Origin of the sequence: Embleya sp. NPDC059237 (genome assembly GCF_042754105.1) — a bacterium.
Lineage (GTDB): Bacteria > Actinomycetota > Actinomycetes > Streptomycetales > Streptomycetaceae > Embleya.
The window spans coordinates 59,535-72,174 of the sequence record NZ_JBHZAE010000019.1; the positions used below are offsets into that span (position 1 = coordinate 59,535).

Sequence of the window (12,640 nt, forward strand, 5' to 3'; positions counted from 1 at the left end):
CGTCGACGTGATCGACGCGGGTCCCATCGGTACCGCCGGTCACGCTGGACGGGCGAACGGGCCGGACGGGCCGGACGGGCCGGACGGGCCGGACGGGCCGGACGGGTCAGCGGATTCTGGCTCCGTAGACGTGGTCGACCGTCATCGTCATCAGCACCCGACGATCGGACACCATCACCGACCGGTACTCCGCCCAGTCCGGGTGCTCCCCGGCCGCCGCGCGGTAGTAGTCCACCAGCGCGTCGGCCTCGGGACCGTCCGGGTCGGTGCCCGGTCCGATCAGCGTCGCGACGCCCTCGGCGGTGGCCCAGGAGCCGCCGTCCGAGCTGGTGACCTCGAGTGTCGCGCGCGGGTCGCGGCGCAGGTTCGCGGTCTTGGCCCGGCCCTCGGTCATCGAGACGTGCAGCACGCCGGCCGCTCGATCGTAGAAGGGCATCACGGGGGACAGCTGGGGGCGGCCGTCCGCCTTGATGGTCGCGAGCACGCCGAGGCGGCTCTGCGCGAGCAGCGAATGCGGGTCGAACGATGAGGTGCTCATGTCAGGGCCCAATTCCCGATCGGGCGCCGCGTATTCCCCCCGCGCCCGGCCCGATCGCCGATCACGGGCGGGTCCCGGCCGGCGCACGGAGCTGTTCGATCACGGCCGCGTAACCACTGCCGCCGTGCCCGTCGGCCACCGCCCGCTCGGCCACGGCCCGGACCAGCCTCGGGAACGCGGCGTCGACGCCCAACGATTCGCTCTCGTGCACCAGGTGTTCCATCGACGCGAGGTGCGTGTCGATACTGGCGTCGAGCACCGGATAGCTGCCCTCGTCGATCTGCGCGGCGTAGCCGGCCAGCCACTCGGCCACCGTCGCCAACCCCTGCCGGGCCACCGGCGCGAACGTGCCCGCGCTCACCCCCGCGGTGTCGAGCAGCGCGGCCCCCTGCAGGAAACCGTTCAGGATGCCCCACATCAGACCGAGCATGGACGCGTCGTAGAGCGCGGAAAGACCCTGGTCCGCGCCGAGGTACGCGGTCCCGCCGCCCAGGCTCCGCAGCGCCGCCTCGTGCCGCTCGAAGGCGGCCGGCGGGCCGCTGTACAGGATCACCCCCTCGGGCGTACCGATCGCGGTCGGCGCGCCCAGGATCGCGCCGTCGAGGTAGTCCGCGCCGTGCCCCGCCGCCCACGCGGCGGTCTCCCGGGCCTCCCGCGAGGTGCCCGTGGTCAGGTTGACCAGGGTCCGACCGGCCAACGTCCCGGTCGGCGGGTCGAGCAGTTCGCGCACGGCGGCATAGTCCGTGACGCAGACGACCACGAGCGCGCCGGCCGCGACGGCGTCCGCGACCGACGGGGCGAGCCGCGCGCCCCGCGCTACGAGGTCGTCGGCCTTGGCCGGCGAACGGTTCCACACCGTGGTGGGGTATCCCTCGCGCAGGAGGGTGTCGGCCAGTGCCCGACCCATGTGCCCCAGACCGATGACCGTCACGGGTGTGCGGTCGACGTCGTGCCTTCCCATCGTGGCTCCTTCGTGTGACGCGATGCCTGTGGCAGGATCATCGACGTTCACACCGGTATGAAGGTCAACCGCGAAGGTCGACCACGAACGTCCACCAGGAGCGCGCACGTGCTGATCGGGGAACTGAGTCGACGGACCGGGGTACACACCCACCAACTGCGCTACTACGAGGCCCAGGGCCTGCTCGAACCCGCGCGCGGCGCCAACGGCTATCGCGAGTACGACGCCGACGCCGTCCTCACCGTCACCCAGATCCGCAGCCTGCTCGAAGCCGGGCTGTCCACCGAGGACATCGCGTATCTGCTGCCCTGCGCGATCGGCGCGGCCCCCGAGTTCGCCCCCTGCGGCGAGCTGACCGACTTCCTGCGCACCCGCCTGGACGGACTGGACCAGCGCATCGACGCGCTCACCCACACCCGCCGGGCGCTGCACACCTACCTCGACGCCTCCGAACGCGCCGGCGCCCCGCACTGACGCCCCGGCCGTCGGCGGACCTGCTCAGGGCTCGTGACCCGGTTCGCGGATCGCCGCGCGCCCCTTCTCGATCGGCGAATTGCTCGGATGCACCGTCGAGGTGGTGCCCGGAGTCGGTCACGCCCGGAATCCTCCCCCGCGCCCGACTCCGGGAATCGCCGCCGTCCCAGGGCGGGATCGACCCCGATCACCCGTCCAGGCGCGGGTAGTCCAGGTAACCCTCGGCGCCGCCGCCGTAGTGGCCGGTCTTCAGCGGTCGGTTGAACACGGCGCCGGCGGCGAGGCGTCGGGGCAGATCGGGGTTGGCCAGGAACAGTCGACCGAAGGCGTACACGTCGGCGAGCCCGGTCCGCACCGCGTGCTCCGCCCGTTCGTGGCCGCCCGGTTCGGCGCCGTCGTACGTCGCCATCAGCGTGCCGCCCCAGCGCGGCCGCAGGTCGGCCAGCGCCGGATAGACCCCCGACTGCACCACGTGCAGGTACGCCAGTCCCATCCCGTCCAGCGCGCCGACCAGTCGGCGGTAGCGCGTCGCCGGATCGACCTCGACGATGTCGAGCTGCGTGTTGTCCGGGGAGATCCGCAAGGCCGTGCGCTCCGGCCCGATCGCGGCGGCGACCGCCTCGACGACCTCGATCGGGAAGCGCACGTGGTCGGCGTAGCCGTCGGTGCGCCGGTTGGCGCTGTCGGCGAGGAACTGGGCGAGCAGATAGCCGTAGGCGGCACTTATCTCGACTCCGTCGAAACCGGCGTCGACGGCATTGCGCGCGGCCTCGGCATGCGCCTCGACCGACGCGGCGACCTCGGCGGTCGACAACTCGCGCGGGCGCACATAGGACTTCGGGCCGGCGGCGGTGTGGATGGCGCCGGAGGTGATCGCCACGGCGGAGGGGGCGACCGGCCGTGCCCCGTCGAGGAGATCGGGGTGGCTGACCCGGCCCACGTGCCACAGCTGGGCGAAGATGCGCCCGCCTTCGGCGTGTACCGCGCGGGTCACCTCCCGCCAGCCGGCCACCTGCGCCGGGTCGGTCAGGCCGGGCACGCCGGGGCCGCCCTTGCCGAGGCGATGCGGCCAGATGCCCTCGCTGACGATCAGACCGGCGGCGGCGCGCTGGGCGTAGTAGGCGGCCATGATCGGCGTAGGGACCCCGGTGGCGTCGTCGGCGCGCGAGCGGGTCATCGGCGCCATCGCCGCCCGGTTGGGCAGGTGCAGGTTCGGGCCGCGATAGGGGTCGAGCAGGGGAGAGTGCATGGGGGCTCTTTCGCCGGAAGCGGAAACGGGGGCGGTAGCGACACCGATTGTGTGCATGTACCTGCACTCGACCCTGCCCGCCCCGGGCCCGCGCTGCCAGACCTCCGTTCCGCTCAGGACCGCCGTTCCTACCACTGCCAGGGTCAGCCTCGGCCCCGCGCCCGCCCGCCCGGCCGTGGACAATGAACGACATGAACGGCACGAACGGCGTCCACGATCGCATCGGTACGGACGAGGCCGCGCGCCCCGGCGGCGGGCGGCCGATCGATCCGCGCGACGGGATCGGCGAGTTCCTGCGCACCCGGCGGGCCCGGCTCGGCCCGGAGGACGTCGGGCTGCCGGTCACCGGGCGGCACCGGCGCGTACCGGGGCTGCGCCGTGAGGAGTTGGCCCAGCTGGCCGGGGTGTCGGTCGCCTACCTGACCCGGCTCGAACAGGGCAAGGGCCACAACGTGTCGACCGAGGTGATCGACGCCATCGCCCGGGCGCTGCGGCTGACCGAGATCGAGCACGCCCACCTCACCCACCTGTCCAAGTGCCGGCACCAGCCGCACCGGCGCTACACCGCGTCGCGGCGCCAGCAGGTGCGGCCCGGCCTGCGGGCGCTGCTGACCGCCATGGACACGATGCCCGCGTACGTCACCGGTCGGCGGCTGGACGTCCTCGCCTGGAATCGCCCGGCGGCGGCCCTGTTCGGCGACTGGGACGAACTCCCGGACCGGGAGCGCAACTGGGGCCGGCTGGTCTTCCTGAACCCCGGGTACCGCCGCCTGTTCGTGGACTGGGAATCGAAGGCGGTGGACGTCGTCGGCACCCTGCGCCTGGACGCCGGCTGCTATCCCGACGACCCGCGCCTCACCGCGCTGGTGGACGAACTCTCGTCCGGGAGCGAGGAGTTCCGCCGGTTGTGGGCCCGGCACGACGTCCAGGAGCAAAGTCACGGCAGCCGGCGTCTGCACCACCCCGTGATCGGCGAGCTGACCCTCCCGTTCGAGACCCTGCGCCTGCCCGACGACCCCGAACAGTGCCTGACGATCCACCACGTGCCGACCGACCCGATCGCCGCGGAAAACCTGCGCCTGCTGGCCAGCTGGGGCACCGACCCCACACCGCAGGAGCTACCGGACCCACGCCCCTGACCGGCACACCGTGCCGACGCCCCCGGCGTCACAGGCCGTGCCGACGCTCCCCCAGCACCTTCTCGCACACCCGCGCCTCGCTCGCGGCCGAGAACACGTCCCGGTACGCGGCGACCGCGCGCCGGGTGTCCTCGGCGACCAGGTCGGCGTTGATCTGCGCGCCCGCCGCCGCGCCCCCGGCCGCCGCGGCGCCGACCTGCGCCATCAGGTCGGTCACGTTGCCCGCGAGCCAAACTCCGGGCACCTCGCTGCGGCCGGTCGGGTCGGCGGGGACGTACTCGCCCGCCCCCGACGGATGCGCCACCGCCCGCAGCCCGAGACCGGCAAGGAAGTCGGCGCGTGCCACCATCCGCGTGGCCACCGCCAGCGCGTCGCGCTCGATCAGCGTCCCGTCCGCGAGCCGCAGACCCACCAGCCGGTCGTCGACGACCTCCACCGATGCCACCTCGCCGGCCACCACCCGGATCCCCCGGGCCGCCAACTGCTCGGCCTCCTCCCCGGTCGGCGGCGCCATGGTGTGCGGGAAGAAGGTGATGTCGTCGCTCCACTGCCGGAACAGCAATACCTGGTGCATCGACAGCGGCCCGCTCGCCAGCACGCCGATCGCCCCGTCGCGCACCTCCCAGCCGTGGCAGTACGGGCAGTGCAGCACGTCCCGCCCCCACCGCTCGCGCAGCCCGGAGACCTCGGGCAGTTCGTCCACCAGCCCGGTGGTGACCAGGAGCCGCCGGGCCCGCACGGTACGCCCGTCGGCCAACGCCACCATGAAGCCGTCGGCCTCCCGGGCCACCGCGTCCACCTCGCCGGTCACCACGTGCCCCCCGTATCCGCGCACCTCCGCCCGGCCCCGCTCGACCAGTTCGGCCGGTGGCATGCCCTCCCGGGCCAGCAGGCCGTGCACCCCCTCGGCCGGGGCGTTGCGGGGTGCGCCCGCGTCGATCACCACCACCGAGCGGCGCGCCCGGGCCAGCATCAGCGCCCCGTTCAATCCGGCGGCACCGCCACCGATCACCACCACGTCATAGCCGTCCATCAGCCGATCGGTCATCGCGACCACCTCCGATTACGACCATGCGACGCATCCACAATTCCGGCAACATTACTTGCCGATATGGCAAACTCGACGGCATGGACGACGATCTCGACTCCGCCCTCACCGCCGTCGGCCCACGCCTGCGCGCGCTGCGCCGCGACCGCAAGATCACCCTGGGCGACCTGGCGGCGGCCACCGGCATCTCGGTGAGCACGCTGTCCCGCCTGGAATCCGGCTCCCGCCGCCCCAACCTCGAATTGCTGCTCCCGCTAGCCCGGGCACACGGGGTCACCCTCGACGAACTCGTCGACGCCCCGCCGACCGGCGACCCGCGCATCCATCTGCGTCCGATCACCCGCTTCGGCATGACGATGGTGCCGCTGACCCGCCGGGCGGGTGGCATCCAGGCGTACAAACTGGTCATCTCCGCCGGCGGCCTGCGCGGGGAGCCCGACCCGCAGACCCACGAGGGCTACGAGTGGCTGTACGTGCTCAACGGGCGGTTGCGGCTGATCCTGGGCGAGCAGGATCTGGTGCTCACGCCCGGCGAGGCGGCCGAGTTCGACACCCGCGTGCCGCACTGGTTCGACGCGGTCGACGCCCGATCGGTGGAATTCCTCAGCCTGTTCGGCACCCAGGGCGAGCGCGCCCACCTGCGTGCCCGCCCCACCACGACGCCGCCGGGCAGCGCCTGATCCCCGGCACGACGACCGACGACTACCCGGCGGTCGACTGCTCGGCGCGCACGTGGGCGACCAGCGCGTTGGCGTGACCGTGGCCCAGGCCATGCTCGCTCTTGAGCCAGGACACCAACTCCATGTGCTTGGTCAGCGGCGAGGAGCGGACCAGGCCCAGCCACTCCTCGATCGGCCGACCGTACTTCTCCTCGATCGAGGGAAAGTAGGCCGCCGGGCCCTTCGGCTTGTCGCTCATGTCCGTATTCCTCACGCGGTCGTTCCGATGCCGTCGAGGATAGGACCGCCGGCCCCCCGGGAACTCATCGATATGCCGTGGAGATCCGGGTCACACCCGGTTCGACCGGCGGTGGGCGGCTGCTTCGGGACGGTCCGGAGTTGCCCCCGACCCCGTCCCGGGGGTGTCCACCCAGGTCGTCCGGGCGCTTCCCCATCGCGCGCGGCGCGCCGTCCTTCTCCACGATCCAGGACTGCCCCACTCCCGCGTCGCGGTCGCGGAGTCGGATCGGCGCGCCGTTCGCGGGAGCCGGCCGCCCGACGGCGCCACCACTCCACCGCCGCACCGGCCGTCCGGGGTGCTCTCCCGTTCGGGGAATCCGGCCGCCCCGAGGGGTGTTCATGCCTCGCGCGGGCGCCGCAAAGCGGCCGAGCGCGACCCCGCCCGCGACGGCCCGGCGGCGGATGATTGGGTGGAGTATCCCGACGGATGGCGCGTAACGTCGGCGGGCGGCCCGGGGACGCGCGCACGAGAGAAATGGCACGGCATGGCGGAGGCGGCGTTCATCCGTTTGTTGTGCCACGCCGACGCCGCCGAAGTGGAGGCGGTGGCCGCGCGGTTGGGCGCCCCGACCCGCGCTCGGCTCGTGGCCGGGGCACTCGGCAGCCCCGACGCCCTCCTGGACTGGATGTACGCACACGGCGACGACATCGACCGGATCGTACTGGCCGGCGATCTCGAGTTCCGGGCCGAGCCGGGACACCTCACCCGCTACGACAGTCCGCTGTGGGACCTGTACCGCCGCGCCGAGCCGGACACGAACGCCCTTCTCTACCAACCCGATTCGCCGCTGATGTGCCGGCTGATCCTGGCCGGCGGTCCACCCGGATGCCTGCCGCCGACCGAGCGGGTGGCGGCCGGGCTCGTGCCGGTCGGACCGGTACCCGTGCATCCCGCGCTCCGGGCCCGCCTGCTCGCGACGACCGAGTACACCGTGCTCGCGCCCGCCGTGGTCGCGGCCGATCCCGACCTGGTCCGGCACACGCTGCACACGCTCGGCGCCGACGGTCGGCTCACCCGCGCCGAACGGGCCCTGGCCCTGCTGCGGCTGTGGGACCTGGAGGGACCCGATGCCGTGCGACCGTGGACGCGCGATCTCGACGGCGCCTATCGGGGACTGCACCGGCAGATGCGCGAGGCACTCGACCGGCCCAAGGTCCGGGCCGACGTGGAGACCACCATCCTCGACGCGGCCCGACCGGAGGGCTTCGTCCGGCGGTTGCGAGCGATCGAGGACCCGTCGCGCTCACGTCTGTCCCCGGCGGTGAACCGGGTCATGGTCGCCCCGCACACCTTCGCGTGGGGCCCGGTCCTCGACGCCCACCACCGATCGCCCCTGTTCTCCGACGACGTGGTCTGCCTCGTACGCCGGTACGGGCTCGACCACGCGGCGCTGCGGGCGCTGGTCGGCGTCGGCCCCGACGGCCGGCCGCGGCTGGAGCGGTGGCCCGCGGCCGAGGGCGTGGACGACGGCGATCTCACCGCCGCCCTGTTGGACGCGTGCGAGCCCACCCGTACCGCCGACGCTCCGGCCGCGGCCGACCTGGTCGCCGAGGCCGCGCCGGCGTGGGCGTTCCTGGAGAACTACGTCCAGGCCGCGGCGCGACCGGCGACGCAGCGACGCCGGCGGGAGCGTTTCGCGCTGGTCGACGCCGAACTGGCCCGACTCGTCCGCGACCGGCTCGGTGACGACGTCCCCGGGTGGCTGCACCTGGCCCGGCTCGGCCCGGAGTACCCCGGCACCCTGCCCGATCTGCTCGACGCGGCGTCGGCGGCGGCCGACGGCCCGGACCCCGCCCCGCCGATCTGGGCCGACTACCTCCGGCCCTACAGCCACGACTCCGGCCGGCAACGCCACGCCGCGTTGTGCGCACTGTTGCGCGAGACCACCCCGGACACGATCGCGCGCGTCGCCGCCCATCTGCCGCCCGAGTTCACCGCCGATCTGTACGGCCGGCCCGGCGGCGCCGACGTCGACGCCGCGCTGCTCGCCGCCGCCGCTCCCACAATCGACGTGGGAATCTTCACCCGTCCGCGCACGTCGCCGCGGGTTCGGGAGCGGTTGCTGCGCGACCCGGCCCGGCTGCCCGCGCTGCGCCGGACACTGATCGCCATCGCCGTCGAAGACCCGACCGCCCGGCCGTCCCGGCTCTATCGCGACCACTACCGGGCAACCGTCCACGAGTCGCTGCACGCCTACCGCGCGGCACTGGCCGTCGGAGACTCGCGCGTCACCGCCATGCTCGCCCAGAACACCCTGCACCCGGACGGCGCCGACCACGTCCGGGAAAACCTCGGCACGGACCCGAGCGGGGTGGTCGCCCGGGCGGACCGGGCGACACCCGCCGATGCCGATCGGCTCCTGGCGGAAACCATCACCGACTGGGAGGAACGGGCCCGGGCGGGCGGCGTGGTCGCGTTGTTGCCGAGCCTGGGCGCACGCGGCTTCCTGGAGACCGTCGCCGACCCCGGCTGGTCGACGATCCTCGCCGCACACCGCGCCGAACCGCTCTCCGTCAAGGCGCTCGAAGTACTCGCCGACGTCCGGCCGGACCTGCCCGAGGAACCGACCCGGGCACTGGCCGAACACGCCGGCGAGTACTGCGACCTGGCGGAACTCGCACGGCATGCGTGGCCCCTCGCTCGCGATCTCCTGCGCGCCGTGTACCCGTTCCTCGGCCGGCGCCGATCCGCCGCCGATTGGCCCGGGTTGATCACGGACGCACTCACCGACGGCGCGGTCGACCCCGAGCAGTGGCTCCGGCACGGCCGCCCCGCCGGCATGGTGCTGCGCACGTTGACCGACGCGCCGCACGGCGTCGTCCCGCAGGCGGTCGACGAGGCATTGGACCTGCTCGTCGACATCCACCTGGCGGGCAGCCCCGACGCCTGGACGACCGCCTACGCGATGTTGCCGGACTTCACCGGCACGGTGAGCGAACTGCTGTCCACCGCCCGCGCGGCGACCGGCACGTAGGCACCGGCACTCGCTCCGGCACCGGTCAGTGCTTCGCCCGCTCCCGGTCGCGCAGCCAGGCGAGCAGTTCCGGGACGTCGGTCTCGATCAGCCCGAAGTGCGCCCCCAAGCTGCCGCCGTCGGCGACCCGCGCATGGATCCGGTAGACGATGTTATTGCCCAACTCGCCGAGTTCGGCCACCAGTCTGGTGCTGTACGCGATCTTGACCCGTTCGTCCCGCTGCGCGTGCGAGACGCGGATCGGCACCGGGATGGTCAGGGCGGGATTGGTGCGTTCGACCTGGCGCAGGAACTCCCGCTGATGCGGATTGGGATCCTGGGTGAGGCTCCCCCGGAACTGGGCGTTGCCCTTGATGCCGCCCCACGCCTCGCACGCGGACAGTTCGACCCGGCATCGGTCGGCGGAGGCGGTGAACAGCGTGTACGCCTCGGTGCTCAGCACCTCCAGCGCGTCGATGGCCGGCCGCTCCTCGGTCGCCTCCGCCCGGGAACCGATGATCGCGCCGGTCAGCAGCAGGGGCGTGAAGGCGAGGCCGCCGGTGTAGCCGTCGTAGTCGCTTCCGGCGATCAGGTCCTCGACGATGTGCGAGGCCGGGGCCAGGGCCGCCACGCCGAGCAGGGTGAACTCCGGGATGCGATCGGCGTGGTGGGCGGCGAACAGCGCTCCCTGGCCGCCCTGGGAGTGGCCGACGAGGGCGAACCGGTCGGAGATCACCGGGTACAGCCGGCGCGCCGCGCGGACCAGGTCGAGCACGCCGTGCGCCTCTGATCGGCCCAGCAGGAAGGGATGCGGGCCGGGTGTACCCATACCCTCGTAGTCGGTCATCGCGACCGCCCAGCCGGCTTCGAGCAGCGCGTTCAGCAGCACGTGCGGGGACTGGTTGATCTCGTGGTGCTCGGGGAGTTCGGCCGCGATCTCCTCGTTGTCGCGCGAGGGCGCGCACTTGTCGCCCAGTCCGAGGGTGCCGTGCGCCCAGCCGATCAGTGGATAGCCGCCGTCGGGCGCGGGCGCGGGCGGCAGCGCGACGATGCCGGATACCGCGATCGGTGTGCCGTCGACGGCTTCCGAACGATAGAGCACCAGTTCGTTGTGGCTCGCCGAGCGGAGCGCGGCCACGCCGGTGAGCGGGCGGGATCGGATCACGTCCCCGTACTCCCCCGGCGGCAGCGGGACGGGTGGAAGGTAGAAGTCGTCGCCCTCCGGCGGTACGACCCGTTCGGGTGCGGTCATCGCGACCCCGCTTTCCGAGAGGTGTGCCGGTCGCCCTGCCGGCGCGCGGCGCGTATGGGGTCATCCTGGACACCGTCGCCCGCCGGCGAGGCCCACTTGACCAAACTTGGCTCGAAGCCACCCGCGCCCGGCCGCCGGAGCGACTCGGCTCGGCGCGGCGACTCGGCTCGGCGCGGCGACTCGGCTCGGCGCGGCGGGTCGGCTCGGCGTGGCGGGGTCCGGTGAACCGGAAGGTGGGCGGACTTGGCTAGCATCGTGATCACCCGTCTTCACGCGCGTCGTCGCCCGGAGTGACCTTTGCTGGTATCCGATAGCCCCGAGGGTTCCCGCTGGGGCACCCTGCGGACCGACTTCGAAGTGCTCGCCGTCGTCCGCACGCTCACCTCGGCCACGCGTCTGCTCGACGTGCTTCCCCTGCTGCGTCCCGAGCACGGCATCCAGGTGTCGTTCACCATCAACCCCGGCTCGGCGTTCGCCAACGGGCTGCCGGAATACCTGGGTTCGCTCGGTGTGCGGGTGTTGTCGTGGGCCGAGGCGACGAGTCGTCGCTTCGATCTCGCGGTGGCGGCGGCGGTCCACGCGGACATGCGGCACCTGGACGCGCCGCTGGTGGTGATGCCGCACGGCGCCGGATACAACCGCCTGGTACCGGCGTCGACGGGGGACGGCGAGTCGCCGGCGGGGTTGTCCCGGCGGGAGTTGACCCACGACGGGCGGGTGTTCCCGGCCGCGATCGGGCTGTCCCACGAGGAGCAGTGGGAGTTGCTCGCCCGCACGTGCCCCGAGGCGCTGCCGGTTTCGGTGGTGATCGGCGATCCGTGCTTCCACCGGATCGTGCTCAGCCTGTCCCGGCGGCGCCGCTACCGGCAGCCGTTCGGCGCGGTGCACGGCCGGCGGCTGGTCGTGGTCAGTTCGACCTGGAGCGAGCATTCGCTGCTGGGTCGGCATCCGGAGCTGCCGCTGCGGCTGATCGGCGAACTGCCGGTGGACGAGTTCGTGGTGGCGGTGGTGCTGCATCCGAACGTGTGGAGCTATCACGGGCCGTTCAACGTGCGGGACCGGCTCCTGGCCGACGCGCTGGACGCCGGGTTGCTGATCGTGCCGCCCGAACGGGGTTGGCAGGCCGCGCTGATCGCCGCCGACTGGGTGGTCGGCGACCACGGTTCGGTGTCGTTCTACGGCGCGGGCCTGGATCGGGTGACGCTGCTCGCGGCGACCGGCGAGGGGGAGGTCGATCCGGCCTCGCCCACGGCCGCGTTCGCCCGGGAGGCGCCCCGGTTGGACCCGGACGGGGATCTGTACGCGCAGCTGCTCCGGACCGCCGAGGAGCACAAGCCGGGAGCGCTGCACCCGATCACCGCCCGCTCGTTGGGGGCAATCGGCGAATCTCCGCGCCTGCTGCGGGATTTGCTCTACGCACAGCTCGGCCTGCCGCCCTCCGCCGAGGAGCCGGTGGTGCGGCCGGTCGCCGATCCGCGCCCGGAGTTCGGCGGCGGTCCCACCCTGTGGGATGTGGTGGGTTCGGTGGTGCCGGCCGAGGCGACGGTGACAGTCCGGCGGTTCCCGGTGTTGCCCGGGCACGACGAGGCGCGGGGGTTCTACGCGGTGACCGCCGACGAGGTGGACCTGCGGCGCCGGGCCGGCGCGGAAGTGGTGGTACGCACCGACCCGTTCGCGGAACCGGCCGCGCCCGCGTGGGCGGCCGAGACGGCGGACGAACTGCCGGGGCTGAGCGTGGCGGTGGCCGCGCTGGACGAGGGCCGACATCTGGTGCGCCTGCGCGGCGGCATCCTGCTGGAGGCGTCCACCGTGCGGGCGTGGGGGACGAACCGGCCGTGGCTGGACCCCGTGGTGCTCGGCTGTGCGCTGCATCTGTGGGCGATGGCCGGCGGACATCCCACGACGCTGCACGAGGGCATCCGGATCCGCACGGGCGAGCGGGAGGTGGAGGTCGCGTTCACCATGGAGACCCCGGGGCCGGGGTCGGGGTCGAGCCGGGGCTGATCGGCGTCGCCACGGCGGTGGTTCGGGGGGGTTCGAGGTCCGAGTCCGATGCGGTTGCCGCT

Annotated in this window: 11 protein-coding genes; 5 read left to right on the plus strand and 6 right to left on the minus strand. The window is 73.3% G+C overall.

Going from position 1 to position 12,640, the window contains the following annotated elements; all coding sequences use genetic code 11:
* Positions 1 to 106: 106 nt before the first annotated feature.
* On the minus strand, positions 107 to 538 hold the full coding sequence (locus tag ACFXKZ_RS41115) for a PPOX class F420-dependent oxidoreductase (RefSeq protein WP_380009408.1): 432 nt from the start codon (positions 536 to 538) through the stop codon (positions 107 to 109).
* A 61-nt stretch (positions 539 to 599) separates the two neighbouring features.
* Complete coding sequence (locus ACFXKZ_RS41120) at positions 600 to 1,499, minus strand: NAD(P)-dependent oxidoreductase (protein WP_380009411.1); 900 nt, start codon at positions 1,497 to 1,499, stop codon at positions 600 to 602.
* 108 nt (positions 1,500 to 1,607) lie between these two features.
* Here ACFXKZ_RS41120 and ACFXKZ_RS41125 point away from each other — a divergent pair, with 108 nt between their 5' ends.
* Complete coding sequence (locus ACFXKZ_RS41125) at positions 1,608 to 1,973, plus strand: MerR family transcriptional regulator (RefSeq protein WP_380009414.1); 366 nt, start codon at positions 1,608 to 1,610, stop codon at positions 1,971 to 1,973.
* A gap of 187 nt (positions 1,974 to 2,160) precedes the next feature.
* Here the strand turns inward: ACFXKZ_RS41125 and ACFXKZ_RS41130 are convergent, their stop codons facing one another.
* Entirely contained in the window at positions 2,161 to 3,222 is a 1,062-nt protein-coding gene (locus ACFXKZ_RS41130; protein ID WP_380009417.1) for an alkene reductase, read from the minus strand.
* A 191-nt stretch (positions 3,223 to 3,413) separates the two neighbouring features.
* On the opposite strand from ACFXKZ_RS41130, the gene ACFXKZ_RS41135 reads away from it, so the two are divergent.
* Complete coding sequence (locus ACFXKZ_RS41135; protein ID WP_380009420.1) at positions 3,414 to 4,361, plus strand: helix-turn-helix domain-containing protein; 948 nt, start codon at positions 3,414 to 3,416, stop codon at positions 4,359 to 4,361.
* 28 nt (positions 4,362 to 4,389) lie between these two features.
* Here the strand turns inward: ACFXKZ_RS41135 and ACFXKZ_RS41140 are convergent, their stop codons facing one another.
* Positions 4,390 to 5,409, minus strand: a complete 1,020-nt coding sequence (locus tag ACFXKZ_RS41140) for an NAD(P)/FAD-dependent oxidoreductase (RefSeq protein WP_380009423.1) — start codon at positions 5,407 to 5,409, stop codon at positions 4,390 to 4,392.
* Positions 5,410 to 5,489: 80 nt separating this feature from the next.
* Between ACFXKZ_RS41140 and ACFXKZ_RS41145 the strand changes: the two genes are divergently transcribed.
* Positions 5,490 to 6,089, plus strand: coding sequence for a helix-turn-helix domain-containing protein (locus tag ACFXKZ_RS41145; RefSeq protein ID WP_380009426.1), 600 nt, complete (start codon positions 5,490 to 5,492; stop codon positions 6,087 to 6,089).
* A 22-nt stretch (positions 6,090 to 6,111) separates the two neighbouring features.
* On the opposite strand, the gene ACFXKZ_RS41150 is transcribed toward ACFXKZ_RS41145, so the two are convergent.
* Complete coding sequence (locus tag ACFXKZ_RS41150; protein WP_380009429.1) at positions 6,112 to 6,327, minus strand: DUF4287 domain-containing protein; 216 nt, start codon at positions 6,325 to 6,327, stop codon at positions 6,112 to 6,114.
* A gap of 526 nt (positions 6,328 to 6,853) precedes the next feature.
* On the opposite strand from ACFXKZ_RS41150, the gene ACFXKZ_RS41155 reads away from it, so the two are divergent.
* The gene (locus ACFXKZ_RS41155) at positions 6,854 to 9,343 is read left to right on the plus strand and encodes a hypothetical protein (protein WP_380009432.1); all 2,490 of its coding nucleotides are present in this window, start codon (positions 6,854 to 6,856) and stop codon (positions 9,341 to 9,343) included.
* 25 nt (positions 9,344 to 9,368) lie between these two features.
* On the opposite strand, the gene ACFXKZ_RS41160 is transcribed toward ACFXKZ_RS41155, so the two are convergent.
* A complete protein-coding gene (locus ACFXKZ_RS41160; protein ID WP_380009435.1) occupies positions 9,369 to 10,574 on the minus strand; it encodes an alpha/beta fold hydrolase in 1,206 nt (401 codons plus the stop codon).
* Positions 10,575 to 10,871: 297 nt separating this feature from the next.
* Between ACFXKZ_RS41160 and ACFXKZ_RS41165 the strand changes: the two genes are divergently transcribed.
* On the plus strand, positions 10,872 to 12,578 hold the full coding sequence (locus tag ACFXKZ_RS41165; RefSeq protein ID WP_380009438.1) for a hypothetical protein: 1,707 nt from the start codon (positions 10,872 to 10,874) through the stop codon (positions 12,576 to 12,578).
* Positions 12,579 to 12,640: the final 62 nt, after the last annotated feature.

Bases quoted from the DNA above. Each gene is read 5' to 3' on its own strand.
- ACFXKZ_RS41120 (WP_380009411.1), bottom strand. From the start codon at position 1,499: ATGGGAAGGCACGACGTCGACCGCACACCCGTGACGGTCATCGGTCTG.
- ACFXKZ_RS41130 (WP_380009417.1), bottom strand. From the start codon at position 3,222: ATGCACTCTCCCCTGCTCGACCCCTATCGCGGCCCGAACCTGCACCTG.
- ACFXKZ_RS41140 (WP_380009423.1), bottom strand. From the start codon at position 5,409: ATGACCGATCGGCTGATGGACGGCTATGACGTGGTGGTGATCGGTGGC.
- ACFXKZ_RS41150 (WP_380009429.1), bottom strand. From the start codon at position 6,327: ATGAGCGACAAGCCGAAGGGCCCGGCGGCCTACTTTCCCTCGATCGAG.
- ACFXKZ_RS41135 (WP_380009420.1), top strand. From the start codon at position 3,414: ATGAACGGCACGAACGGCGTCCACGATCGCATCGGTACGGACGAGGCC.
- ACFXKZ_RS41160 (WP_380009435.1), bottom strand. From the start codon at position 10,574: ATGACCGCACCCGAACGGGTCGTACCGCCGGAGGGCGACGACTTCTAC.
- ACFXKZ_RS41145 (WP_380009426.1), top strand. From the start codon at position 5,490: ATGGACGACGATCTCGACTCCGCCCTCACCGCCGTCGGCCCACGCCTG.
- ACFXKZ_RS41155 (WP_380009432.1), top strand. From the start codon at position 6,854: ATGGCGGAGGCGGCGTTCATCCGTTTGTTGTGCCACGCCGACGCCGCC.
- ACFXKZ_RS41115 (WP_380009408.1), bottom strand. From the start codon at position 538: ATGAGCACCTCATCGTTCGACCCGCATTCGCTGCTCGCGCAGAGCCGC.